The following is a 24,349-nucleotide window of genomic DNA, read 5'->3' as shown; positions in this document are numbered from 1 at the left end:
AGGTTCGCCATGACCTCCCTGTCGGACGTGGCACACACCCTCCGCACCGCGGCCGACACCCTCCCCATCGCCCTCCTCGCCGACGCGGCCGACGCGGCCGAAGCCGCCGCCACCCTCCTCGCCCACACCACCGTCGGCACGTCGGACCCCGAGATCATCGCCACCACCGACACCTTCGCCGAGGCCTACCGCCGCTGCACCGAACTGCTCCAGACCGCACAGGCACTCCACACCCACATCAACACCCTCGCCGACCATCTCGCACCCGACACCACCCCATCGGCGCCCCGGATCGAGAAGACCAGCCAGGCACTCCCCCGACGACCACGCGGAACAGAAGCCCAGGGCCGCTGGGTCCGCGCCGACGGCGACACGGTCGTCCTGCGCAGCGGGAAGCGGGACGAGTGGCACGATCGCGCACTGGATTTCATCCGGGCCACGACCGGAACGGTGAAGCACCCGGTGAGCCGACTCGCCACGCACGTCGAGGTCAAACTCGCGATGCGAATGCGCCACGAACGCCTGACCGACGAGACGATGGTGATCGACCGGGAGGTGTGCGGCCGGCGGCCGGAAGATCGGGACGACGACTACACCTGCGACCGTTACCTCAAGTACTTCCTCCCGCGCGGAACCCGCCTGACGGTGGTCGAGCGCACCGGCACCCGAGTCGTCTACGAAGGAGAAGGATGAGTTTCACCGCCCGCTGGTCCATCCGCGACGTCGACGGCGGCCCCGACAAGGGCGCGATCAGGACCGTCACCACGGATGCCGAAGTCGACGACCTCGTCGGCCTCCTGAGCGACGACGTGGCCGAGACCGCACGGATCCACCACGCGGATCGCCCCCTCGTCCCCGCGCCGTTCACCGGCAAACCGGGTGCCGACCACGTCCTCACCGCAGCCGTCCACGCCGGCTACGGCTACCTCGGCTACCTCGACCCGGACCACGACTTCGGCCACCCGGTCGGCGACCCGGCCTCGCCGGTCTACCACTCGGACTCCGAGGAGTTCGACGCCGGCAGCGGCATCCCCGTGGAAACCCTCACATCGGCCCTCAAGGAGTTCCTGGCCACGGCACAACGGCCGACCTGCGTCGACTGGACACCCGCCTCCCCATGACGCCCGAAGTCGCCCAAGCCCAAGGTCGACCACCTCACACCGACATCCACTCCTGCGACAACCCTCCGGGAGACACCCGATGGCCTCCCTGTCGGACGTGGCACACACCCTCCGCACCGCGGCCGACACCCTCCCCGTCGCCCTCCTCGCCCACACCACGACCGGCACCTCGGACCCCGAGGTCATCGCCACCACCGACACCTTCGCCGAGGCCTACCGCCGCTGCACCGAACTGCTCCAGACCGCACAGGCACTGCACACCCACATCAACACCCTCGCCGACCATCTCGCACCCCTGCCCTCGAAACCTCCGGGCCGGGACGTCGACCGCATCCGCCAGGAGATCCCGGCCGGCGTGCGAGGTGCCCGGGCCCAGGGTCGGTGGCTCGGCCCCGGAACCGACTCGACGGTGTTGCGGAGCGGTTCGGCGGACGAGTGGCACCGGCCGGCGTTCGAATTCCTCGCCGCGGCTTTCGGCCGGCGGGCACCGGAACTCGAACTCGCCAAGCACATGGAGATCAAACTGGCGGTACGGATGCGCACGGAAGGACGGCGCCGGGAGACCCTGGTCATCGACCGCATGGTGTGCGGACGCGAGCCCCACAACCGGAGGTTCCAGGCGACCTGCGACAAGATCCTGAAGTACGTCCTGCCTCCGGGCGCGACGTTGACCGTGATCGAGCACGACGGAACCCCAGTGACCTACCGAGGAGTCCAGTGAGCATCACCGCGGCGTGGCAGGTCTACGACGGCAGGCCGGGCTCCGGCGAGACCAGGGTCGCCGACACCCCGGCGGACGTGGATTCCCTCGTCGTGGCCCTGAGCCGGGGCACGTCGGGCGTGGCCCGCATCGAACACGACACCCGCCCGCACCGACCCCACCCGTTCACCGGCGAACCGGCGGCGGACCACCTGGTCATGGCCTGTGTGGGCGACGATTTCTGCTACCTGTACCACGTGGATCCCGACCACGATCCCGGCCATCCCGTCGGGGACCCGGCCTCGCCGGTCTACCACTCGGACTCCGAGGAGTTTCCCGCCGGCAGCGGCATCCCCGTCGAGACCCTCGCCACGGCCCTCAAGGAGTTCCTGGCCACCGGACAACGCCCCACCTGCGTCGACTGGACGCCCGCCTACCCATGACGCACGAAGTCGACCAGGCGCACGGTCGACCACCTCGCACCGACATCCACTTCTCCGACAACCCTCCGGGAGGCACCCAATGGCCTCCCTGTCTGATGTCGCGCGCACCCTGCGCACCGCGGCCGACGCCCTCCCCCTGACCCTCCTCGCCGAAGCCGCCGACGCGGCCCAAGCCGCAGCCACCCTCCTCGCCCACACCACCGTCGGCACGTCGGACCCCGAGATCATCGCCACCACCGACACCTTCGCCGAGGCCTACCGCCGCTGCACCGAACTGCTCCAGACCGCACAGGCACTCCACACCCACATCAACACCCTCGCCGACCGCCTGGCACCCGACACCACCCCGCCCCCGCCACCCGCTCATGTCGAACCGGGCCGGATCGAACAGAACCGCCGGTCCCTGCCTGTCCGACCCGAGGGCACCGAAACGCAGGGACGATGGCTGCGTTCGAACGGTGACACCGTGGTCGTCCGAAGTGGGCCGGATGACGAGTGGCACGATCACGCGCTGGACTTCGTACGACGGATGACCGGGACCTCGAAGCACCCAGCGAGCCGACTCGCCGTCCACGTCGAGGTCAAACTCGCGATGCGGATGCGCCACGGGCGCCTGACCGAGGAGACGGTGGTGATCGATCGAACCGTGTGCGGCCGACGGCCGACAGATCGACAGGCTCAGTACACCTGCGACAAGTTCCTCAAGCACTTCCTGCCGCGCGGCGCGCGTTTGACCGTGGTGGAACGCGATGGGACCCGGGTCGTCTACGAAGGAGAGGGATGAGTTTCACCGCCTACTGGGGTATTCACGATGGCAGCATCGACAACGGCGAGATCCGGACGATCACCACGGATGCCGAGGTCGACGCCCTGGTCACGGAGTTGACCAAGGAGATTTCCGGCTTCGCCCGGATACACCACGAGGGCCGTCCCACGATGCCGGTTCCGTTCACCGGCGAACCGGGACCCGACCACATCGTCCACGCGGGTGTCCACCGGGCCTACGGCTACCTCGGCCACCTCGACCCGGACCACGACTTCGGCCACCCGGTCGGCGATCCGGCCTCGCCGGTCTACCACTCGGACTCCGAGGAATTTCCCGCCGGCAGCGGCATCCCCGTCGAGACCCTCGCCACGGCCCTCAAGGAGTTCCTGGCCACCGGACAACGCCCCACCTGCGTCGACTGGACGCCCGCCTACCCATGACCCGTGGTCGAGCGCAACGGTGACCGGGTCGTCCACGAAGGAGAAGGATGCGTTTCACCGCCGGTTGGACCGTCCACCTCCCCGACAGCCACCGTGACGGCGGCGAGGTCCGGACGATCGCCACAGCCGCCGACGTCGACGCGCTGGTGGTCGAACTGGGCAAGGACGCCTCGGAGGTCGCGTGGATCCACCACGCGGACCGCCCGCTCATCCCCGCCCCGTTCACCGGCGAACCGGGTCCCGACCACATCCTCAACGCCGGCATCGCGTACGGCTACGGCTACCTGGGCTACCTGGACCCCGACCACGACTTCCACCATCCCGTCGGCGACCCGGCCTCGCCGGTCTACCACTCGGACTCCGAGGAGTTCGACGCCGGCAGCGGCATCCCCGTGGAAACCCTCACATCGGCCCTCAAGGAGTTCCTGGCCACGGCACAACGCCCGACCTGCGTCGACTGGACACCCGCCTCCCCATGACGCCCGAAGTCGACCAAGCCCAAGGTCGACCACCTCACACCGACATCCACTCCTGCGACAACCCTCCGGGAGACACCCGATGGCCTCCCTGTCGGACGTCGCACGCACCCTCCGCACCGCAGCGGACACCCTCCCCTGACCCTCCTCACCGACGCGGTCGACGCGACCGAAGCCGCCGCCACCCTCCTCGCCCACACCACCATCGGCACCTCGGACCCCGAGATCATCGCCACCACCGACACCTTCGCCGAGGCCTACCGCCGATCCGCCGAACTGCTCCAGACCGCACAAGCACTCCACACCCACATCAACACCCTCGCCGACCGCCTCGCACCCGACACGACCGGCCCGCCACCGGCACGTGTCGACAGAATCGGGCGATCGCTGCCGCCCAGGCCGAAGGGCAGCGCGGCCCAAGGAGTCTGGTTGGGGCCGGAGGGTGAGGAGACGCCGATGACCAGCGGGCCGGGTGACCAATGGCATGCTGCGGCCGTGGACCGTGCCAAGAGCTTCAAGGCACCGCACAACCGTGCGGTCCGGCTTGCCAGGCACGTCGAAGTGAAACCGGCGATGCGGATGCGGGTCGAGAACCGCGTGGCGGAGACCCTGGTGATGGACCGACCTGTCTGCGGCCAGTTGCCCGAGGACGCCGGAAAGCCGTTCACCTGCCACAACTACCTGAAGTGGTTCCTGCCTCCGAACGCCACCCTGACGGTCGTCGAACCCGACGGTCGCCAGGTCACCTACCGAGGAGCACCCGACCGATGACCATCGAGGCGCACTGGCCCCTCTACCCGGAACTGCGGACCGCGGACTCGATGCGGATCGAGCGACCGGAGGATGTCGACCTCCTTCTCACCCGCCTCGCCGACAAGGACTCGGGCAGCGCCACTCTCGTGCACCGGGGGCGCCTGACGGTCATCGACGAGGGCACCGGTGGACAACTCGTCGACCATGACGTGCTCACCGCCGTCCACGACGGCTACGGCTACCTCTCCTACGGGTAACCCGAGTTCGACGACGCCTGGTGCGTCCTTCGTGGCGAACCGGACTCGCCGGCCCACAACTCCGAGCCGATGGACTGGGACGCGGGAAGCGGCGTCGCCGTCGAGGTCCTCGCGACCGCACTCAAGGAGTTCCTGGTCACGGGGCATCGCCCCACGTGCGTCGAGTGGCAGGACGCGCACTGAGCCCGCAGAGGACTCCTCGCGTGCCGATGCACGTGCACGAGGGTGAAGAAGGTCGGGACGCTGTAGGCGGAGGGGCGTCCCGACCCGCCGGGGACTGCTACGGGGTCTTGGCCTTGCTCTTCGCGGACTGGTCGGTGAGGGTGGTCCACGAGATCTGCCGGGACTGGGTCACGGCACAGACACGGCGCAGGAAGCGCTGGCGCTCGCCGTCCTGGCGAGACGCGGCTTCGAAGGGACGCCCGGGTTCGGACATGGCGGAAAGGTTCTCGCACGAGTTGTGCGCAAAACCAGTGCGTCAAGGTTAGTCCACTCCAACGGCCCAATGTCATCAGTGAATTGGTCACTGTGCGCGGTCGCTGGAACAATGCCCGTCATGAGTTTCACCGCAGTCTGGCCGATCACCGACCCGCACGACACCGAGGCCGCCGACGAACTCACCGTCACCGCCCCGGAGGACGTCGACACCCTCCTGACCAGGCTCGCCGAACCCGGCGCCGGCCCGGCCGTGATCGAGCACCAGGATCGCGAACTCCTCGACGACACCGAAGGCCTGCTGGGAGAACCGGGCGCGACGAAGCTCCCGGACCACGACATGGCCGTGGCGGTCGGTGACGGCTTCGGCTACCTCACCTACGCCGACCCCGACAACGACTACTCCACGTTGCACGGTGACGCCGCGTCACCCGAATACCGCAGCGAGTACGTCGATTACCCCGCCGGATCGGGCGTACCAATCGAGACGCTCGGCAGTGCGCTCAAGGATTTCCTGACGACGGCCCAGCGGCCGGAGAACGTCCGCTGGACCGCCCTGTGATCACGGCACGAGGCCGGACGTGACCGCCTCGTGCAACGCGTCGCGCCACGGTCGCAACGGAGTCAGGCCCGCCGCCGCCCACTCGGCGCCGGACAGCACCGAGTAGGCGGGCCGGGGCGCCGGGCGCGGGAAGTCCTCGGTCCCGCACGGCCGGACCCGCGCGGGGTCAAGGCCCAGTTCCTCGAACACCGCCCGCGCGAACCCACACCACGTGGTCTCGCCGCCGCCGGTCGCGTGCAGCACCCGGCCGGGCACGTCCGTCCGCACGACGAGCGACGCCAGCTCCACCAGCCCGCGCGCGAGGTCGAGCGACCACGTCGGCGACCCGCGCTGGTCGTCGACCACCGAAAGGGTCTCCCGCTCGCCCGCCAACCGGGCGATGGTCTTGACGAAGTTCGCCCCGTTCGCCCCGTACACCCACGCCGTGCGGACGACCCAGGACCGCTCCCACGCCTCCAGCACGCGCCGCTCGCCGGCCAGCTTCGTCCGCCCGTAGGCGGACCGCGGCCCGGTCGGCGCGTCGGCCGCGTAAGGCTCGGTCCCGTCGCCGGGGAAGACGTAGTCGGTCGACACGTGCAACAAGGGCACGTTGTGCGCCGCGCACGCCGCAGCCAACGACCCCGGTCCCACGGCGTTGACCGCGAACGCCCGTTCCTCGTCGGTCTCGGCCGCGTCCACGGCCGTGTAGGCGGCGGCGTTCACGACCACGGGCCGCAGCCCGCCGTCGCGCGCGGTGGCGGCGAAGGACGCCACCGCGTCCACAACCGCCGCCGCGTCCGTCAGGTCCAGCTCCGCCGACGACGGCGCGTGCACCAGGCCGTCGGCGGGCGCCGCGCCCACCAGGTCGTGCCCGAGCTGGCCGCGGCCACCGGGCACCAACAACGCCAGGCTCATGCCAGGGCCGCGCGCTGCTTGAGGGGTTCCCACCACGACCGGTTCGAACGGTACCACTCGACCGTGTCCGCCAGCCCGGTGGCGAAGTCGACCTTGGGCGCGTAGCCCAGTTCGGTCGAGATCTTGGTGATGTCGACCGAGTAGCGCCGGTCGTGGCCCTTGCGGTCCTGGACCGGCTCGACGGCCGACCAGTCCCGGCCGGTCGCGGCCACCAGGCGTTCGGTCAGCTCGCGGTTGGTCAGCTCGGTGCCGCCGCCGATGTTGTAGATCTCACCCGCCCGGCCGCCCTCCAGCACGAGCTGGATGCCCCGGCAGTGGTCGTCCACGTGCAGCCAGTCGCGGACGTTGAGCCCGTCCCCGTACAACGGAACGTTACGACCATCCACGAGGTTCGTGACGAACAACGGGATGACCTTCTCCGGGAACTGATACGGCCCGTAATTGTTCGAACACCGGGTGATACTCACGGGCAGCCCGTGCGTGCGGAAGAACGAACGCGCCAACAGGTCCGAGGACGCCTTCGACGCCGAATACGGAGAGTTGGGTTCGAGGATGTGGTCCTCGGTCCAGGAACCCTCGTCGATCGAGCCGTAGACCTCGTCCGTCGACACGTGGACGAACTTCGCCACGCCCGCCTCCAACGCGCCCTGGAGCAGCACCTGCGTGCCCAGGACGTTGGTCAGCACGAAGTCGGCCGAGCCGTCGATCGAACGGTCCACATGGGACTCGGCGGCGAAGTGCACGACCACGTCCGTGCCCCGCATCAGGCCGCTGACCAGCTCACGGTCGCAGATGTCGCCCCGGACGAAACTGAACCGGGGGTCGTCCGCCACGGGCGCGAGATTGGCCTCGTTGCCCGCGTAGGTGAGCTTGTCGAGCACGACCACCTCCGCGTCCGCGTAGGCGGGGTACGCGCCGCGCACCAACTCCCGTACGTAGTGCGAGCCGATGAACCCGGCTCCACCCGTCACCAGTACGCGCATGCTCCAAGCCCTTCCGATGCCTGTCGGTTCCATCGCAGTGTGTCACGGGGTTTAACCGCACAACCCACTCCGTTGTTACAACCTCTCCCGTATAAGAGGAATGTCGAGCGAGGTTCGCCCGCCCGCCGTTAACCTTGGTCGTAGGCAGTACCTGACGGGGGAGGCACCACCAGTGGACGGCAGTCCGCCCAGATCCGCCGCGGCGCGTGTACTCGTGGTGACGGGGCGGTCACTCCTGACCCTCGTGTCCGTCGCGGTGCTCGTCGTCACGGGCTACGGCTGGCGCTACATCGGTCAACTCGACGAGGGCATCACCACGACGGACGTGATCGTGGCCCAGGCCGAGGAGCAGCAGGGCCACACGCGCAAGCCGCTCGACGGCGCCATCGACATCCTCCTCGTCGGCGTCGACAGCCGCACGGACGCGCAGGGCAACCCGCTGTCCGAGGAGGTGCTGGCGCTGCTCAACGGCGGCAAGGCCGACGGCACGCTCAACACCGACACGATGATCCTGGTGCACATCCCCCAGGACGGCACGCGCGCGGTGGCGATCTCGTTCCCGCGTGACTCGTACGTGGAGATCGCGGACGGTTTCGGCAAGCACAAGCTGAACTCCGCGATGGTGCGTCAACGCACCGACACCGCGACCCGGTTGCGCGAGGAGGGCGTGACCGACCAGGCGCGGATCGACCGCGAGTCGCTCCAGGCGGGCCGCAAGACCCTGATCAAGACCATCGAGGAGCTGACCGGCGGGCTGATCGTGATCGACCGGTACGCCGAGGTGAACCTGGCCAGCTTCTACGAGGTCACCAAGGCCGTCGGCGGCGTCGAGGTGTGTCTGAAGGAGGCCACGCAGGACTCCGACTCGGGCGCGGACTTCCCGGCCGGGCGGCAGACGATCGAGGGCCGGAGCGCGTTGTCGTTCGTGCGCCAGCGCAACAACCTGCCCGGCGGCGACCTCGACCGGATCGTGCGGCAGCAGGTGTTCATCGGCGCGCTGGCGAGCAAGGTGCTGTCCACCGGCACGCTCACCGACCTGGGCAAGCTGGACGACCTGGTGTCCGCGGTCAAGAAGTCCGTCGTGCTCAGCGACCGGTGGAACATCACCGAGTTCGCCGAGCAGATGTCCGGCCTGGTGTCGGGCAACATCCAGTTCCGCACGATCCCGACCGGCGACCCGTACGACGTGTGGGAGGACGGCAACGTGCTCCCCGTCGACCCGGCCCAGGTCAAGAACATGGTGCGCAACCTGGCGGTCGACCCGCCCAAGACCACCGCGGCGGGGCCGACCACGACCGCGGCCGGTCCGGACAACTCGACCATCACGGTCGAGGTGGTGAACTCGGCGGGCATGCCCGGCGCCGCGGCGACCGTGCTCTCCGCGCTCGTGTCCCAGGGGTTCCGGGACGGCGGCGCGCGGAGCGGCCCGCAACTGGCCACGAGTGCCGTGCGTTACCCACCGGGCGAACGGGCGAACGCCGACAAGGTGATCTCGGCCTTGGGCGGTAACACCGAAGCACGGGAGGACGACTCCGTGCCTAGGGGGCAGGTGCGGGTCGTCCTGGGCGGTGACCACAGCCCCGCCGACCCCGCGCCCGTCGCGGGCACCGGAGTCGGGCTCCCGACGACGGACGCCGCTCCCCCGATCACCGCCGAAGGCGTGGTCTGCGTGAACTAGACCGACGGGCCCGTCCCGGCGCGAGGAGGAACAGTGAAGGCCGCGCTGGTCGTCGGACGGGCACTCGTCGTGCTGCTGTCGGCGGCCGTCCTCGCCGTGTCGGGCTACACCTGGTCGACGTTGCGGCGCGTGCAGGACAGCGTCAACACCACGGACGTGATCGCCAAGCTCTCCGAGGTGCCGAACTCGCCGCCGGCCGACGACGGCGCGTTGGACATCCTGCTCGTGGGCAGCGACAGCCGCACCGACGCGCAGGGCCGGCCGCTGCCCGCCGACGTGCTGCGGCAGTTGCGCACCGAGGCGACGGACACGCTCAACACCGACACGATCATCGTGCTGCGGGTACCGCGCGACGGGAGCCGGGCGCACGCCGTCTCGATCCCGCGCGACACGTACGTGCCGATCCCGGGCCTGCGCGAGGAGAAGATCAACTCGGCGTACGGGTTGACCAAGTTCCACACGATGGAGCGACTCCAGCAGGAGGGCGTGCACGACCTCGACGAACGGTCGCAACGCGGTGACCAGGCGGGCCGGCTCGCGCTCGTGCAGGTCGTGCAGGACCTGACCGGCGTGCGCGTCGACCACTACGCGGAGATCAACCTCTACGGCTTCTACCTGCTCACCCAGGTGATCGGCGGCGTCGAGGTGTGCCTGAACAACGCCACCAGCGACCCGGACTCCGGCGCGAACTTCCGCGCGGGCGTGCAGAACATCGCCGGCGGCGACGCGCTGGCGTTCGTGCGCCAGCGCAAGAACCTGCCCGGCGGCGACCTCGGCCGCATCGCGCGGCAGCAGGTGTTCATGTCGGCGGCGGTGTCCCGGCTGCTCTCGGCGGGCACGCTGACCGACCCGGCGAAGCTGTCCGGGCTGCTGGACGCCGTGCGCAAGTCGATCGTCGTGGACGAGGGCTTCGACCTGGCCACGCTCGCGGGCCAGGCGCAGGGCCTGGCGGGCGGCAACGTCGGGTTCGCCACGATCCCGGTGACCGGTGTCGGCGCGCGCAACGACCGGGGGCAGAGCGTGGTGACCGTCGACCCCGCGGCCGTGAAGGCGTTCGTGGCGCAGCTCCTGGGCCCCAAGGACCCGACGCCGACCGCGCGGAAGCTGACCGGCGGGTTGGGGCTGTCGTTGGACGGCGGACCACGTCGTGTCGCGCTCCAGGGGCCGCCCTGCGTGGACTAGCCGCACCGGTAGCGTGGTCGCGTGACCGTCACCGAGCGCCTGTTCCTGCCGCTGCTGTCCGATCCCGGCCGGCCCGTGATCACGCACTACGACGACGCGGTCGGCAGCCGGGTCGAGCTGTCCGTCGCGACGCTGGCGAACTGGGCGGCCAAGACGGCGAACTGGCTGCGCGACGAGCACGACGTCGAGCCGGGCGACCCGGTGGCCGTGCTGATGCCCGCGCACTGGCAGACGGCGGGCGTGCTGCTGGGCGCCTGGTGGGCGGGTGCCGTGGTGACCGACGTGCCGCGCGACGTGAAGGTGGCCGTCGTGGGGCCGGGGATCGCGGCGCCGGGCGCGGACGTGACGGCCGTGGCGTCGTTGCACCCCATGGGACTCGGCGGCGGCAACCCCGTGGACTACCTGGACGACGTGCGCCTGCACGGCGACCACTTCACGCCCTACGCGGCGATCCCCGGCACGGCGCTCGCGCTCGGTTCGTCCACTGTGGACGAAGTGGTCGCGGAGGCCGGCCAGCGGGCCACGACGTTGGGCATCACGTCCGCCTCGCGCGTGCTGTCCACTGTGGAGTGGGCCTTCCCGGACGGCGTGCTGAACGGGTTCCTGGCCGTGCTGGCGGGCGGTGGCTCGCTGGTGCAGGTCGGCAACGCCGACCCCGGGCGGCAGGCCGCCCGGCGCACCAGCGAGCGCACGACGCTCGATCTCGTGGGCTAGCTAGCCCGCGACGGGTTCGCGACTCGTGCTGTTCTTGAAGAACCGGGACAGCACGAGCGAACCGCCGTTGAAGCCGATCGCGAGCGCGGCCACCGCGAGCACCAGCACGTACTCGAAGCCCTGCGGACCGATCAGGCCGCCGGACAGGTGCACCAGGAAGAGCGCGCCGAACATCGTGAACGCGAGCAGCGCGCTCACCACAGGCAGGGCGACGCCCAGGATGAACAGGATCCCGCCACCGAGTTCGACGGCGGTGGTGAACCACGCGGACAGCGTGGGCAGCGGGATCCCCATCTGGTCGAACGACGCGGCGGTGGCCGCGGGGCCGTACTCGAACAGCTTCTGCGAGCCGTGGGCGATGAACACCACGCCGAGACCCAGACGGCCGAGCAGGGCGGCAACGTCCTTGAGCATTCCTCGAACTCCCCTCTAGAGGTCCTCTTCGCCCGGCCGACGTTAGTGGAAGGTTCAACTTCCGAGCCGAGGTTGACAGGCAGTCGACAGGTACTCGCGTCGCTCGGTGAGCGGACCGGCCGACGGCTGCCGACACTTCTGGGACGAGCCCGGCCGAAGGAGGAGCAATGAGCACGTGGACGACACCGTCCCCGGTGGAGCTGGCGCTGACCAGGTCTTTCGACGCGCCGCAGGAACTGGTGTTCGCCGCGTTCACCGATCCGGCGCGCGTCGTGAACTGGCTGCTCGGACCGGAGGGCTGGACCATGCCGGTGTGCGAGATCGACCTGCGGCAGGGCGGCCGGTGGCACATGGAGTGGCGGCGGGCGGACGGATCGGAGTTGTCGACCGACGGCGAGTACCTGGAGGTGACGCCGTGCTCGCGGACGCAGCAGACCGAGTCGTGGGGCGGCGACTGGGCGCGGACGGTGAACACGACCGAGTTCGTCGCGGACGGGGCGTCGCGCACGACCGTCGTGCGGACGATGTGGTTCCCGTCGCGCGAGGCGCGCGATCGTGCCCTGGGCGCCGGGATGGACGACGGCGCGACCGCGAGCTACGACCGCCTGGAGGCGTACCTGAAGACGCTCTAGCGGATCTTCTGCACGATCGGTGCGAAAATCAGGATGGCGAGCGTGACGAGGACGAGCGCGCCGTAGAAGACCAGGAGCGTGCGCGAGAACAACACCCTCCACAGCGGGACGGCCTTGCGGTACGGCCTCACGTCCATGCTGAACCGCTCGAAGTCGAGGTCGCGCCGGACGTCGTCGTAGAGCTTGCGGTAGAGGCGCTCCTGACGCAGGTAGAAGGCGTCGAGCACCCAGAAGCCGACGACGGCGACCAACCCGATGAGGGTGAGCCGCCGACTCGAACCCTGCGCGGCGAACCCGAGCAGCGCCGCGGTGACGGTAAGTGTCCAGCCCTTGATCAGGAAGGAACTGTTCGCCACCCGCGTGATGACCCCCTGGATGAACTCCAGGTGCTTGACGTTCTCCGCCTGCCCATCAAGATCCACACCCCGCAAGGTAGCCGACGACGGCCCGCCGGCGTGGCCGTTCAGACCCGGCGGCCCGTCCGGCGGTACCTCGCGTTCCTGCTGCGCGGTGGACCGACGATCTCGACGACGCCCTCGCCACGCAGGATTCTCAGCCAGTGCAGGACGGTCTGGTCGGACAGACCCGTCGCGGAGGACAGCTCGGCGCGCGACAACGTCTTCCCGCCGAGAGCGTCCAGGATCCGACCGCGCCGGTCACCCCACGCGGAAGGCCGGTCGACGGAGGTCCGGTCCGCGGGCGTCGCCGCCGACCGGTACCGCGCCCACCTCCGGGTCCCGGTCTGCTCGACCAGGCCTCGGGTGACCAGATCCTGGAGTTCGACCGTCGCCACCCGCGAATCGAGACCGGTCGCGGCCCGGTACGCGCCGTTGTCCAGCACCTGCCCCGAACGCAGCAGTGCCAAGGCCATGCACTGGCTGTCGGTCAACCCTTGCTCGCCCAGGCCGGCGATCCACTCGACCGCGTCGGCGCCGAGCAGGCAGTGGCTGGGGAACTCGACGGTGAAGGACGAGATGCGGTCCACGAACCTGGGCGCGCTCATCCCCGCCGCCCGCAACGCCGCCATCATGGACCGGATTCCCGAGCCCCGGTTCTCGCACACGGTCCGGGACTCGCCGGGCACGGTGACGTCTTCGAGGATCTTGAGCAAAGTGGCGTTGCGCGAGGACGAGATCCCTTCGGCGCCCAACGTGTCCAGGGTGACGGGGCCGAACAGCCCGCCGGGGTTCCGGATGGAAATCCGGTCCGGGTACATTTCGACCTGGACCTGGGTGCCCAGTGACGGAGCCGAGAGGTCCCGGTGCGCCAAGGCGTTGACCACCGCTTCGCGCAAGGCGGTCTCGGGGTACTCCCAGACGTCGCTGCGGCCGTGTCCCGTCACGACGGCTCGACGCGACATGTTCCGCCGGATCACCGCCATGGTCTCGCGCACCATCACCGGGATCGGACCTTCGACCATGACGTTGTCGACGAAGCGCTCGCCGGTGGCGTCGTCCGCGCCCCCTTCGGTCGGATAGTGCACGAAGGTGAGCATGAGCTGGGGAAAGGAGCCCTGCGGATACCGCCCGAGAGTGAGCAGTCCGGCGAGGGAAGCCCGTTCCGCACCGCTCGCGTCGACGACGAGGGCCCGAATGTCGCGAAGAACCTGCTCGTCGGACTGGTCTCCGAAGGCGTAGGGGCGGGTCTGCCGCAATCTGGCGGCGAGCGCCCGGACCGCATCCGGGTCGAGGGAATCGATCGAACTGCCCACGACGGCCTGCTCGTCCTCACGCGGTTGACCACGCGAGGAAATCAACATCTGGACTTCGTAGGCGGACAACTGCCGGTCACCGTCGCCGACCCGCACGTAGCTGCCCTTGGTCGCGCCCGCGCCCTTGTAGTAGCAGGGCTTGAGCGACGGGTCCGCCTCAGGGATCTCCGCGACGACAAGGGTCACGCCTTCGAACAGGTGCGCCCGGATCAGCGGCCGGACCGGCGGCTCCATCTCCGTCGAGCACATGGCGCCCAGATCCGCCGTGGTCTTGGCGGCATCGGCCACGCCCGACGCGAAGAAGCCCCTGCTCTCGTCCAGACCGAGGATCAGCACGCCACCCGCGGTGTTGGCGAACGACGAGAGTGTCTCGCGGACACTGCGCGGCAGACCGGTCTGGGCGCGCTTGGCCTCGACCTCCGCGACGTCACTGCCCAAAGCGCGAAGGTTCCCGACGATCTCCGCGAGTTCCTCGTCCGTCATGGGACCGACCCATCATGCTAAGAGTGACTCTTAGCATGACAAGTTAGCATGATGATTGACATGAAGATGACATGGCGACGTACCGACCCGGACGCCCTCGGTCGCCGAGGACGAACGCGCCCGGGCCGAAACGCGCGGACTCAGCCCCGGAGCAGCGCGCGCGACATGACCACGCGCTGGATCTGGTTCGTGCCCTCGTAGATCTGGGTGATCTTCGCGTCGCGCATCATGCGCTCCACCGGGAAGTCACGGGTGTAGCCCGCGCCGCCGAAGAGCTGCACGGCGTCCGTCGTGACGGACATGGCGACATCCGACGCGAAGCACTTGGCGGCGGCCGTGATGAAGCCGATGTTCGGCTCGCCGCGCTCGGCCTTCGCCGCCGCCACGTAGACCATGTGCCGGGCCGCCTCCACCTTCATCGCCATGTCGGCCAGCATGAACTGGACGCCCTGGAAGTCGGAGATCGCGGTGCCGAACTGCTTGCGGTCCTTGACGTAGGCGACCGCGGCTTCCAGCGCGCCCTGCGCGATGCCGACGGCCTGGGCGCCGATGGTGGGACGGGTGTGGTCCAGGGTGCGCAACGCGGTCTTCAGGCCCGTGCCCGGCTCGCCGATGATGCGGTCCTCGGGGATCGTGCAGTTCTCGAAGTGGATCTCCCGCGTGGGCGAGCCCTTGATGCCCAGCTTGCGCTCCTTGGACCCCACGACGAAGCCCGGGTCGTCCTTGTGCACCACGAACGCCGAGATGCCCTGCGACTTCTTCGGGGCGTCCGGGTCGGTCACGGCCATCACCGTGTACCAGGCCGACTCGCCCGCGTTGGTGATCCAGCACTTCGTCCCGTTGAGCACCCAGTGGTCGCCGTCCAGCCGCGCACGCGCGCGCATGGACGCCGTGTCGGAGCCCGCCTCACGTTCGGACAACGCGTAGGACGCCATCGCCTCGCCGGACGCGATCGACGGGAGCACCTGGCGCTTGAGGTCCTCCGACGCCGCCAGCAGGATCGGCATCGTGCCCAGCTTGTTCACGGCCGGGATCAGCGACGACGACGCGCAGACGCGCGCCACCTCCTCGATCACGATGCAGGTGGCGACCGAGTCCGCGCCCTGGCCGTCGTACTCCGCGGGCACGTGGACCGCCGCGAAACCCGACTTGACCAGCGCGTTCAGCGCCTCCGTCGGGAACCGCTCACGCTCGTCGACGTCGGCCGCGTGCGGCGCGATCTCCTTGTCCGCGAGGGCTCGGACGGCCTCGCGGAGCGCCTCGTGCTCTTCGGCGAGCTGGTAGGTACCGAAGTTGGGGTCCACGAAAGTTACCTCCCGGTAGGGCGTACTACCAGGATGTTAGCGCGCGTTCACTCCGTTGTCCGCAGCCGAAGCGCCTCGTCCTTCGCCAGGACCAACTCCTCGAGCGACGCCTGGAACTCGGCCATCCGCTTGCGCAGCCCCTCGTCGGACGCGGCGAGCATCCGCACGGCCAGCAGCCCCGCGTTGCGCGCACCGCCCACCGACACCGTCGCCACGGGCACGCCCGCCGGCATCTGCACGATCGACAGCAGCGAGTCCAGGCCGTCGAGGTACTTCAACGGCACCGGCACGCCGATCACCGGCAGCACGGTCGCCGACGCCACCATGCCCGGCAGGTGCGCCGCGCCGCCCGCGCCCGCGATGATCACCTTCAGCCCGCGGTCGGCCGCCGACGTCGCGTAGTCCAGCATCCGCTGCGGCGTCCGGTGCGCGGAGTACACGCCCACCTCGCAGGCGACGTCGAACTCGGCCAACGCCTCGGCCGCGGCCTTCATCACCGGCCAGTCCGAGTCGCTGCCCATGATCACGCCGACCTGTGTCACCGCTGTCCTCCGTGGATGTCGTACCCGTCCTGCCACACGCCCGTCGACAGCCAGTGCGCGGCGAGCCTCGCCCGTTCGCGCACGTCGGCCGGCCGCTCGCCGAGCATCGTCACGTGGCCGATCTTGCGCCCCGGCCGCTCCGCCTTCCCGTACAGGTGCACGTGGACGTCGGGGAACCGGGCGAACAGGTGGTGCAGCCGCTCGTCGGGCCCCATCGCGGGCGGCTCGGCGGCGCCCAGGACGTTGGCCATCACGACGGCGGGCGCGGCCAGGTCCGTGGAGCCCAGCGGGTAGTCCAGGACCGCGCGGACGTGCTGCTCGAACTGCGACGTGCGCGCGCCCTCGATGGTCCAGTGGCCCGAGTTGTGCGGGCGCATGGCCAGCTCGTTGATCACGAGCCCGCCGTCGGTCTCGAACAGCTCGACCGCGAGCAGGCCGACGACGCCCAGCTCGTGCGCGATCCGCAGCGCGAGTTCCTGCGCCTCCTCGCCGTCCACGTCCGGCGCGGGCGCGAGCACCTCCACGCAGATCCCGTCCTGCTGCACGGTCTGCACGACCGGCCACGCGGCGCCCTGGCCGAACGGCGACCGCGCCACCAGGGCGGCCAGCTCACGGCGCATGGGCACGCACTGCTCGACCATCAGCGGCGTACCGGCCTCGAGCAGTTCGGCCACGACCCGATGTGCGCTCTGCGGCGTGTTCAGCATCCACACGCCACGCCCGTCGTACCCGCCCCGGATGGCCTTGAGCACGCACGGCCAGCCGTGCTCGGCACCGAACGCGACCGCGTCCGCCTCCGACTTCACCTCGGCGAACGGCGGCACGGGCAGCCCGAGTTCCGCGAGCCGGACCCGCATCACGAGCTTGTCCTGCGCGTGCACGAGCGCGTCGGGGCCGGGGTGGACCTTCACGCCGCCGGCCACCAGTTCGCGCAGGTGTTCCTGCGGCACGTGCTCGTGGTCGAACGTGATCACGTCGCACGACTTGGCGAACGCGCGCAACGCGTCGAGGTCCGTGTGCTTGCCGTACTCGACGTCGCGGGCCACGAGCGCGGCCGGGTCGGAGTCGGTCTCGGCGAGGACTCGCAGCGACTGGCCGAGCGGGATGGCGGCCTGGTGCGTCATGCGGGCGAGCTGGCCGCCGCCGATCATGCCGACGACGGGCAGGCGAGTTCGGGAGTCCACGGTCGAAGGAGTCTACCTGGGAAAACGGCGTGGTCCCGCACACCCCCGAGTGTGCGGGACCACGCCCGGTGGAGTGGTCTCAGAGCCGGTGGGACCGCTTGACCAGGCGGTAGGCGAGCAGCAGCAGGGCGGCCGTGAGCACCACGTATATCCCGGTCTCGAAGAGCTGGAACGGGATCCGCCGGTCGGCCGGGTGGTAGTCGGTGAAGTAGCCCGCGACCCCGTTGTCGGCCAGGCACTTGTCCATGGCCTCCTTGGTGTCGAAGGACCTGGAACAGGCGTGGGGGAAGTCGACCTCGTTGCCCTTGGTGTCGGCCCAGCCGCCGCCGACGTACATCACGTGCCCCTCGATTCCCTGGTCGTAGGGACCGATTTCGCCCCTCGGCTGGGAGTGGCGCAGCGGGGTCGCGAAGTTCGGCCGCCACAGCAACGTGACGAGCATGCGCACCACGCCATACCCGATGAGCGTGACGGCCATGGACACGATGGTGTTGCGGCTCAGGGCGCTGACCGCGAACCCCAGGGCGAACCCGAACGCCGTGTAGCCGGCCTGGACCAGCGGCGAGATCTCGTACGCCTGGTCGAACAGGTTGTACATGACGTGCGTCCGGTCGGCGGCGGCGACCTCGTTGAGCGAGATCAACAACGTCCGCAGGCACTGCGTGTACGCGGCGACCAGCAGCACCGCCGGCGCCCCGAGCAGGACGATCTTGCCGAGCGCCCAGCGACCCGGCGTGAGGTTCTGGCCCCACACCACGAGGTGGGTGCGCTGCTCGAACTCGCGGGACACCACGGGCGCGGCCCAGAACACGGCGACGAGCACGCCGACCAGCCAGTGCGACCCGGCCGCGAACTGGGCGAGGCCGTGATACCCCATGCCGAACAGCTCGGCGTCGATGGCCGGCGCTTCGACGGTCGTCGCCAGGTACAGCGTGATCGCGCAGCCCAGCACGAGGAGCGCGGTCGTCACGGAGACGACCCAGCGGTGTTGGCGCCAGGTCAGCCAGAGCAGGTCGCCCCAGCCCACGCGGGATCGAGTGGTGGAAGTCGACGCGGTGGCGGTGGTCATGCCCCGATCCCCTTCCGGTTCGCGCCGAGGTGGGCGAGCACGTACTCCTCCAGGTTCACCGGGTGTTCGACCCAGCCGGCTCCCGCCCGCGGGCGCGGGCCGTCCTCGGGCAGGGACATCAGGAACGTCGACTGGCCGCCGTTGTGCCGGGCCTCCACGACCGTGCCGGGCACGGGCGGCGCGTCCGACCTCGGGCCGACGAACGTGGCGTGCCCGGTGAGCAGGTCGTCGACGTCGCCGCCGGCGAGCAAGCGGCCGTGCGCGAGCAGCAGCAGGTAGTCCGCGACGCCGCCGAGTTCGGAGACGACGTGCGTGGACAGCAGCACGGTCATCCCGGTTTCGTCCACTTCGGACAGAAGTTCGGCGGTGACCTCGCGGCGGGCCAACGGGTCCAGGTTCGCCAGCGGTTCGTCCAGCATGAGCACGGCCGGCCGGGACCCGATCGCCAGCGCGAACGCCACCTGCGCCTGCTGACCGCCGGAGAGCTTCCCGCACGCCTTGTCCAGCGGGATCTCGAACCGCTCCAGCCACCGCTCGGCGCGCTCCTGGTCCCACACCGTGTTCAGGTGCGCGCCCAATCGCAGCATGTCGGCCGCGCTGAAGTGCCGGTACACCGGCTTCTCCTGGGCCACGAACGCCACCCGGCCGTCGACCAGAGCGCTGCCCTCGTCCGCCACCAGCAGGTCCGACAGCACGCTCATCAACGTCGTCTTGCCCGCGCCGTTGGCGCCGACGAGCGCCGCGACCCGCCCCTTGGGCAGGTCGAACGTGCACTCGCGCAACGCCCACTTGGCGCGGTAGCGCTTGCCAAGGTCCCGCGCGCGCACCGCCGACGCGGTGTCGACCACGGCCATCATCCGACTTCCCCTTCGTCCGACAGGACGGAGCGCACCAGCGCGTCCACGTCCTCGTTGTCCAGTCCGGCATCGCGGGCCTCCCGGACCCAGGCGGCGAACCGGCCGCGCAGCTCCGCGAGCACGGCGGGGTCGGTCGACCCCAGCGTGGCCTTCACGAACGTCCCCGAGCCCTGACGCGCCTCCACGAGCCCGGACAACTCCAGCTCGCGGTACGCCTTGAGCACCGTGTTCGCGTTGACACCGCTGCTCGCCACCACTTCGCGCACGGTCGGCAGCCGGTCACCCGGACCGATCCACCCCAGCCGCAACGCCTCGCGCACCTGCCGCACGAGCTGCAGGTACGCGGGGAGACCACTGGACCGGTCGATGCGGAACTCCACCCGACGCCTCCAGATTGTTCTAGTCAACTAAGACACTAGTTGACCGGAACGCCGGGTCGGGTGTCAAGCCGTGAAACCGTCGAGCAGTTCCGTGGCCTCCTCCCACGTGTCCGGCAACGACTCCAGCCACACCTGCGCGGGACCCGTCGGCGCCACGTGCGGATCGACCTTGAGCCGGCTCTCGATCACGACCTTGAGGTTCGCCAGCCGGCGGGCCAGGTGGACGTCCCGGCGCAGCAGCACGGCGGCCAGCGAGCGGTTGACGGTCGCGATCGTCTCGCCGCTGTCGAACACCGTCCGCAACGCGTCCGCCAGCAACGTCATCGCCACCACCCGCGACCAGCCCGACGTGCGCGTCAGGTCCAGCCCCACCAACACGAGCACGTGGTCGAGCGACCCGCCCGCGCGGGCCTCCGCGTACACCTCGCGCAGCCGGGTCCGCAGGTAGGCCCCGGTCGCCAGACCGGTCAGCGGGTTGTCGCTCGACCGGTCCGCGGCCTGTCTGCTCAGCACGTCGCCCCAGCCCAGCGCGGTCGCGTGCAGCAGCCGCGCGGGCACCGCGTCCACGTCCGACTCGCCGTCGGCCAGCACGCCCTGCAACGCGGCCAGGTCCAGCAACGTCTCGGCCAGTCCCGCACCCGCCTCGGCCCGTGCGCCGCCCAACCGGTACAGCGCACCGCCGGGGTCGCCGTCGGCCAGCACCGCCGCGCAGACCTCGTCCACCTCCTCCAGGTGCCAGTCGGCCGGGTACACCCAGCCCGCCGCCAGCGACGCCGCGCGCCATTTCGTCCTCAGCGCCCGCGCCCGGTCGGCGCCGGAACGCCGTGCCACCGCTTCCCGCACACCCACCCGGATGCCCTCCTCACACTGGGGTTTCCCCAACGGGACGCGGCCGGCGTTGGTCCATGACGTGGAACCTGTGCATCCGTTGAGCCACCGCACGTGACTGGGGTGACGCGGTTGCGCCAGACTGGGCAGCCGCTGAGGAGGGAAGACCACGTGGCGACCGTTCCTGCCGACGTCCCGGGACCGAGTGACGCGGAACTCATCGAGTCCGTACGCGGCGGGGCGATCGACGCCTACGGGCAGCTCTACGAACGGCACGTCGGCTCGGCCCACAACCTCGCCCGACAACTCGCCCGGTCCAAGGCCGAGTCCGACGACCTCGTGTCCGAGGCGTTCGCCAAGGTGCTCGACGCGTTGCGCACCGGTCGCGGGCCGGAATCCGCGTTCCGCGCGTACCTGCTGACGACGTTGCGCAACAACGCCTACGACAAGGCCCGCCGCGACCGGAAGGTCGAACTGTCCGAGGACGTCGCCGAGACCGCGCCCGAGGCGACCAGCGTGCCGTTCAAGGACACGGCCATCGCCGACCTGGACAAGTCCCTGGCCGCACGGGCTTTCCAGCGGCTGCCCGAACGTTGGCAGGCGGTGCTGTGGCACACCGAGATCGAGGGGCAGTCGCCCGCCGAGATCGCCCCGCTGCTGGGGTTGACCGCGAACGCGGTGTCGGCGTTGGCCTACCGCGCGCGCGAAGGGCTCAAGCAGGAGTACCTCCAGGTCCACCTCGCCGAGGCGGGCGCCGAACGGTGCCGCGCCACCACCGCCCGGCTGGGCGCGTGGACGCGGGGCGGCCTGTCGAAGCGCGAGACCACGCAGGTCGAGGCGCACTTGGACGAGTGCGTGCGCTGCCGTGCGCTGGCCGCCGAGCTGGCCGACGTGAACGGTGCGTTGCGGGCCGTCATCGCGCCGCTGGTGCTCGGTGCGGGTGCCGCCGCGTACATGGCCGCCGCGGCGGGCAGTGCGAAGGCGGCTGCCGTGGCGGCGGGGACGACCGCCGCCGGGACGGCCGGTTCGAGCGGGACCGGCTGGGGTTCGGGTGGTTCGGGCACGGGCGGTTCGGGATCGGCGGGCTCCGGGTCCGGGTCGGCGGGGTCCGGGTCGGCGGGCAGCGGCTCGGCCGGGTCCGCGGGCTCGGGGTCTGCCGGGTCCGCGGGTTCAGGATCGGCGGGGACCGCCGGCTCGGCCGGGTCCGCGGGTTCGGTCGGTTCGGGATCGGCGGGCACGGGGTCGGCCGGGTCCGGATCGTTCGGCAGCATGGGAACTTCCGGGTCCGCCGGAGGCGCGGGATCGGCAGGCGCGGGCGGTGCGGCAGGCGGCGCCGGAACCGGTGCCGGAGCGGCGGGCGGTTCGGGGGCGGCTGCCGCCGAGACCACCGGGTCGTTGAGCGCGGTCGGCGCGGGTCCGGCCGCCGGTGCCGGTGGAGGTGGCGGGTCCGGTGGCGTGCTGAACGTCGTCACGTCCGTACCCCGCCAGTTGCTCGTCACAGCGGCATCCGTGGTCGTCCTGGTCGTCGCGGTCACGATCGGTCTCGCGGCGGGCGGTGACGGCGGGCAGATCCCGGCCGCCCAGACGCAGCCGGTCTCCCCGACGGGTTCCGGTCCGACCGGCGGTGCGCGCGAAACGATGCCGCCGGCGGTCACCGAGTCCTCGCCGTCGAGCACCACACCGGCGCCCACCACCACACCGGCGCCGACGGCCCAAGGCGCACCTCCCGGCGGTCCGACCACGACGCAGCCGCAACCCACTCAAAACCAGCCTCGACCCACCGGGACCACCGACCCCGTGCCCACCGGGACCACGGGGCCTCTGCCCACCGAGACCAGCCGGACCGAGCCCACGTCGACCACTACCCAGCAGCCGACCACCACGTCCCCTCCGACCACCACGACACCGCCGCCGACCACCACCCCGCCGCCCAAGCCGGCCGAGTTCGTGACCACGGTGCCCAGTGGGTTCACGCTCTACCGGTACGCCCAGCCCACCGGCTTCGAGATCACGGTCCGCAACGTCGGCGAGACGACTTCGGTCCCGGCCACCGCCGCCCTCGTCCTGCCACCCGGCGTCTCCGCGCACGCCATCCCCGACCTGGCGGCGGCCGACGAGTGGGTCTCCTGTCCCGCCAACGCGGAAAACACCGTTTCCTGCACGTCCTACAACGGCATCGCACCGGGTGACAGCGCCACGTTCCACTTCCTGCTCGCGGCCGGAGAAGGTGCCCGGCAGTCCGACGTGATCACGGGTTCGGTCGAGGCCGGCGGTGCCACGCCGGTGGCGATCTCGGTCGGGATCGAGGTCTCGGACGCGGAGTTCGACGTGGAACTCCAGGTCAGCGACCCCCGCCCGGAAGACCGCGAGCGACGCCTGGACATCGTGGTCACCAACACCGGCGGACGCACCGGCCCCCTGCACCTGACGATCCAGTCCGGCGACGCCCTGCTCCTGACCCTCACCCCGGGCTGCGACAAGGGGGAAGGCGCCATCACCTGCCAGGCCGACCTGGAACCCGGTTCCAGCTACCGGACGGCCGTGTGGGCGGTGCCGCGGGAACGCCCGAACGCGGTCGTCCTCGTCTCGGCCGTCCTGGGCACCGCGAGCAGGACGGTGGAGGTCGTCCTGGAACGGCCGACGCCCGAGGAGCCTCGGGACCCCGAACCGACCGACCCGAGGACGCCACCGGGCACCCCGACGCCGACCCGGACGGAACCGACCAAACCGCCCACGCGGACCCTGACCCCGGAGCCGACCTTCCCGGATCCGACGGCCACGGTCGAGCCGACGAAGCCCACCGTGCCGACCGACAAACCGACGACGACACCCCCGCCGACCACGTCGGTACCGTCGTCGCCACAGCCGACCACCCCGCCGCAGGAGCCCCGGTGCGACACCGGCGGCGGGCTGCTCGACGACATCCTCGACGGCCTGTTCGGGGAGGACCCCTGCCCCACGCCCTCGTGATCTTCCTGGCTAAGCTGCCGCCGTGCTGTCCGTCGCGCGCCGGCTCCTGGGCCTGCTTCCCGAGCCGCTCCGGTTCCTGGTCCGCAAGCACCGCGAGCTGATCCGGTTCGCCGTGGTCGGCGGCACGACGTTCGTGATCGACAACGGCGTCTGGTACGCGCTCAAGCTCACGATCCTGCAGGACAAGGTGGTCACGGCGAAGTTCATCGCCGTGCTGGTCGCCGTGATCGCGTCGTACGTGCTCAGCCGCGAGTGGTCGTTCCACACCAGGGGCGGACGTGAGCGCCATCACGAGGCCGCCCTGTTCTTCCTGGTCAGCGGCCTGGGCATCGGCGTCAACCTGCTGCCGCTGGTGGTCTCGCGGCACGTGCTGGACCTGCATGCCGAGATCGCGGACTTCGTCAGCGGCTCGGTGATCGGCATGCTGCTCGCCACCGCCTTCAAGTTCTGGGCCATGCGCAGGTTCGTCTTCCCCCAGGCCGACGCCCGGCCCGACACCCGCACCAAGGTCGTCCCGCTGGTCACCAAGCAGCGCGACGTGGCCTGAACAGGCATTTCACGACGGCTCCGT

General features: G+C 70.5%; 30 protein-coding genes. 17 read left to right on the top strand and 13 right to left on the bottom strand.

Annotation, left to right across the window (positions count from 1 at the left end; translation table 11 throughout):
• Positions 1-9 precede the first annotated feature (9 nt).
• The 10 genes from F4559_RS02610 (at position 10) to F4559_RS02565 (ending at position 5,139) form a co-directional block, all read left to right on the top strand.
• Positions 10-693, top strand: coding sequence for a DddA-like double-stranded DNA deaminase toxin (locus tag F4559_RS02610; RefSeq protein WP_184665983.1), 684 nt, complete (start codon positions 10-12; stop codon positions 691-693).
• Positions 690-1,121: an Imm1 family immunity protein gene (locus F4559_RS02605; RefSeq protein WP_184665982.1), complete on the top strand. Its 432-nt coding sequence runs from the start codon at positions 690-692 to the stop codon at positions 1,119-1,121. The genes F4559_RS02610 and F4559_RS02605 overlap by 4 nt, the downstream gene beginning before the upstream one ends.
• Positions 1,122-1,200: 79 nt before the next feature.
• Complete coding sequence (locus F4559_RS02600; RefSeq protein ID WP_184665981.1) at positions 1,201-1,842, top strand: DddA-like double-stranded DNA deaminase toxin; 642 nt, start codon at positions 1,201-1,203, stop codon at positions 1,840-1,842.
• Positions 1,839-2,264 carry an Imm1 family immunity protein gene (locus tag F4559_RS35750; protein WP_184665980.1) on the top strand — a complete coding sequence of 142 codons (426 nt, stop codon included), beginning with the start codon at positions 1,839-1,841 and terminating at the stop codon, positions 2,262-2,264. Before F4559_RS02600 ends, F4559_RS35750 begins: the two co-directional genes overlap by 4 nt.
• Positions 2,265-2,343: 79 nt before the next feature.
• Positions 2,344-3,048 (top strand): DddA-like double-stranded DNA deaminase toxin, encoded by a 705-nt coding sequence (locus F4559_RS02590; RefSeq protein WP_184665979.1) that lies wholly within the window; start codon positions 2,344-2,346, stop codon positions 3,046-3,048.
• Complete coding sequence (locus F4559_RS02585; protein WP_184665978.1) at positions 3,045-3,470, top strand: Imm1 family immunity protein; 426 nt, start codon at positions 3,045-3,047, stop codon at positions 3,468-3,470. Before F4559_RS02590 ends, F4559_RS02585 begins: the two co-directional genes overlap by 4 nt.
• Before the next feature lie 47 nt (positions 3,471-3,517).
• The gene (locus F4559_RS02580; protein ID WP_184665977.1) at positions 3,518-3,949 is read left to right on the top strand and encodes an Imm1 family immunity protein; all 432 of its coding nucleotides are present in this window, start codon (positions 3,518-3,520) and stop codon (positions 3,947-3,949) included.
• Between the two features lie 135 nt (positions 3,950-4,084).
• On the top strand, positions 4,085-4,717 hold the full coding sequence (locus tag F4559_RS02575) for a DddA-like double-stranded DNA deaminase toxin (RefSeq protein WP_312865975.1): 633 nt from the start codon (positions 4,085-4,087) through the stop codon (positions 4,715-4,717).
• Positions 4,714-4,956 carry a hypothetical protein gene (locus tag F4559_RS02570; RefSeq protein ID WP_184665976.1) on the top strand — a complete coding sequence of 81 codons (243 nt, stop codon included), beginning with the start codon at positions 4,714-4,716 and terminating at the stop codon, positions 4,954-4,956. The genes F4559_RS02575 and F4559_RS02570 overlap by 4 nt, the downstream gene beginning before the upstream one ends.
• A gap of 69 nt (positions 4,957-5,025) precedes the next feature.
• Positions 5,026-5,139 (top strand): Imm1 family immunity protein, encoded by a 114-nt coding sequence (locus F4559_RS02565; RefSeq protein ID WP_184665975.1) that lies wholly within the window; start codon positions 5,026-5,028, stop codon positions 5,137-5,139.
• A 97-nt stretch (positions 5,140-5,236) separates the two neighbouring features.
• Here F4559_RS02565 and F4559_RS02560 read toward each other — a convergent pair whose 3' ends face one another.
• The gene (locus F4559_RS02560; protein ID WP_184665974.1) at positions 5,237-5,392 is read right to left on the bottom strand and encodes a hypothetical protein; all 156 of its coding nucleotides are present in this window, start codon (positions 5,390-5,392) and stop codon (positions 5,237-5,239) included.
• Between the two features lie 120 nt (positions 5,393-5,512).
• Between F4559_RS02560 and F4559_RS02555 the strand changes: the two genes are divergently transcribed.
• Complete coding sequence (locus tag F4559_RS02555) at positions 5,513-5,953, top strand: Imm1 family immunity protein (RefSeq protein WP_184665973.1); 441 nt, start codon at positions 5,513-5,515, stop codon at positions 5,951-5,953.
• On the opposite strand, the gene rfbD is transcribed toward F4559_RS02555, so the two are convergent.
• Together rfbD and rfbB are read right to left on the bottom strand one after the other, a co-directional pair.
• Positions 5,954-6,847, bottom strand: a complete 894-nt coding sequence (gene rfbD / locus F4559_RS02550) for a dTDP-4-dehydrorhamnose reductase (protein WP_184665972.1) — start codon at positions 6,845-6,847, stop codon at positions 5,954-5,956.
• Positions 6,844-7,830 carry a dTDP-glucose 4,6-dehydratase gene (gene rfbB, locus F4559_RS02545; protein ID WP_184665971.1) on the bottom strand — a complete coding sequence of 329 codons (987 nt, stop codon included), beginning with the start codon at positions 7,828-7,830 and terminating at the stop codon, positions 6,844-6,846. Before rfbB ends, rfbD begins: the two co-directional genes overlap by 4 nt.
• Before the next feature lie 244 nt (positions 7,831-8,074).
• Here rfbB and F4559_RS02540 point away from each other — a divergent pair, with 244 nt between their 5' ends.
• The 3 genes from F4559_RS02540 to F4559_RS02530 are packed head-to-tail and all read left to right on the top strand — an operon-like array spanning position 8,075 to position 11,404.
• Positions 8,075-9,508, top strand: a complete 1,434-nt coding sequence (locus F4559_RS02540) for an LCP family protein (RefSeq protein ID WP_312865444.1) — start codon at positions 8,075-8,077, stop codon at positions 9,506-9,508.
• A gap of 33 nt (positions 9,509-9,541) precedes the next feature.
• A complete protein-coding gene (locus F4559_RS02535) occupies positions 9,542-10,690 on the top strand; it encodes an LCP family protein (RefSeq protein WP_184665969.1) in 1,149 nt (382 codons plus the stop codon).
• A gap of 21 nt (positions 10,691-10,711) precedes the next feature.
• Positions 10,712-11,404: a TIGR03089 family protein gene (locus F4559_RS02530; protein WP_184665968.1), complete on the top strand. Its 693-nt coding sequence runs from the start codon at positions 10,712-10,714 to the stop codon at positions 11,402-11,404.
• Here F4559_RS02530 and F4559_RS02525 read toward each other — a convergent pair whose 3' ends face one another.
• Positions 11,405-11,818: a DoxX family protein gene (locus tag F4559_RS02525; RefSeq protein ID WP_184665967.1), complete on the bottom strand. Its 414-nt coding sequence runs from the start codon at positions 11,816-11,818 to the stop codon at positions 11,405-11,407. It lies immediately after the preceding gene.
• Between the two features lie 167 nt (positions 11,819-11,985).
• Here F4559_RS02525 and F4559_RS02520 point away from each other — a divergent pair, with 167 nt between their 5' ends.
• Positions 11,986-12,450 carry an SRPBCC domain-containing protein gene (locus F4559_RS02520; RefSeq protein WP_184665966.1) on the top strand — a complete coding sequence of 155 codons (465 nt, stop codon included), beginning with the start codon at positions 11,986-11,988 and terminating at the stop codon, positions 12,448-12,450.
• On the opposite strand, the gene F4559_RS02515 is transcribed toward F4559_RS02520, so the two are convergent.
• The 9 genes from F4559_RS02515 to F4559_RS02475 form a co-directional block, all read right to left on the bottom strand.
• On the bottom strand, positions 12,447-12,872 hold the full coding sequence (locus tag F4559_RS02515; protein WP_184665965.1) for a hypothetical protein: 426 nt from the start codon (positions 12,870-12,872) through the stop codon (positions 12,447-12,449). The two genes, F4559_RS02520 and F4559_RS02515, sit on opposite strands and share 4 nt — an antisense overlap.
• 41 nt (positions 12,873-12,913) lie before the next feature.
• A complete protein-coding gene (locus F4559_RS02510; RefSeq protein WP_184665964.1) occupies positions 12,914-14,644 on the bottom strand; it encodes an ATP-binding protein in 1,731 nt (576 codons plus the stop codon).
• A gap of 140 nt (positions 14,645-14,784) precedes the next feature.
• Positions 14,785-15,948, bottom strand: a complete 1,164-nt coding sequence (locus F4559_RS02505) for an acyl-CoA dehydrogenase (RefSeq protein WP_184665963.1) — start codon at positions 15,946-15,948, stop codon at positions 14,785-14,787.
• A gap of 47 nt (positions 15,949-15,995) precedes the next feature.
• Positions 15,996-16,490: a 5-(carboxyamino)imidazole ribonucleotide mutase gene (gene purE, locus F4559_RS02500; protein ID WP_312865443.1), complete on the bottom strand. Its 495-nt coding sequence runs from the start codon at positions 16,488-16,490 to the stop codon at positions 15,996-15,998.
• On the bottom strand, positions 16,487-17,674 hold the full coding sequence (locus F4559_RS02495) for a 5-(carboxyamino)imidazole ribonucleotide synthase (protein ID WP_184665962.1): 1,188 nt from the start codon (positions 17,672-17,674) through the stop codon (positions 16,487-16,489). The genes purE and F4559_RS02495 overlap by 4 nt, the downstream gene beginning before the upstream one ends.
• A 79-nt stretch (positions 17,675-17,753) precedes the next feature.
• Positions 17,754-18,743 carry an ABC-2 membrane transporter-related protein gene (locus F4559_RS02490; RefSeq protein ID WP_184665961.1) on the bottom strand — a complete coding sequence of 330 codons (990 nt, stop codon included), beginning with the start codon at positions 18,741-18,743 and terminating at the stop codon, positions 17,754-17,756.
• Positions 18,740-19,597: an ABC transporter ATP-binding protein gene (locus tag F4559_RS02485; RefSeq protein ID WP_184675387.1), complete on the bottom strand. Its 858-nt coding sequence runs from the start codon at positions 19,595-19,597 to the stop codon at positions 18,740-18,742. Before F4559_RS02485 ends, F4559_RS02490 begins: the two co-directional genes overlap by 4 nt.
• Positions 19,597-19,980, bottom strand: coding sequence for a GntR family transcriptional regulator (locus F4559_RS02480; protein WP_184665960.1), 384 nt, complete (start codon positions 19,978-19,980; stop codon positions 19,597-19,599). Before F4559_RS02480 ends, F4559_RS02485 begins: the two co-directional genes overlap by 1 nt.
• A gap of 63 nt (positions 19,981-20,043) precedes the next feature.
• On the bottom strand, positions 20,044-20,829 hold the full coding sequence (locus F4559_RS02475; protein ID WP_184665959.1) for a GGDEF domain-containing protein: 786 nt from the start codon (positions 20,827-20,829) through the stop codon (positions 20,044-20,046).
• A gap of 150 nt (positions 20,830-20,979) precedes the next feature.
• On the opposite strand from F4559_RS02475, the gene F4559_RS35745 reads away from it, so the two are divergent.
• Both F4559_RS35745 and F4559_RS02465 read left to right on the top strand, forming a co-directional pair.
• Entirely contained in the window at positions 20,980-23,778 is a 2,799-nt protein-coding gene (locus F4559_RS35745; RefSeq protein ID WP_312865442.1) for a sigma-70 family RNA polymerase sigma factor, read from the top strand.
• A gap of 25 nt (positions 23,779-23,803) precedes the next feature.
• Positions 23,804-24,325 carry a GtrA family protein gene (locus tag F4559_RS02465; protein ID WP_184675385.1) on the top strand — a complete coding sequence of 174 codons (522 nt, stop codon included), beginning with the start codon at positions 23,804-23,806 and terminating at the stop codon, positions 24,323-24,325.
• Positions 24,326-24,349 lie beyond the last annotated feature (24 nt).

Source organism: Saccharothrix violaceirubra (assembly GCF_014203755.1).
Taxonomy (GTDB): Bacteria; Actinomycetota; Actinomycetes; order Mycobacteriales; family Pseudonocardiaceae; genus Actinosynnema; species Actinosynnema violaceirubrum.
Note: the sequence above shows the minus strand (reverse complement) of the source record. Positions and strands in the feature narration are given on the sequence as shown.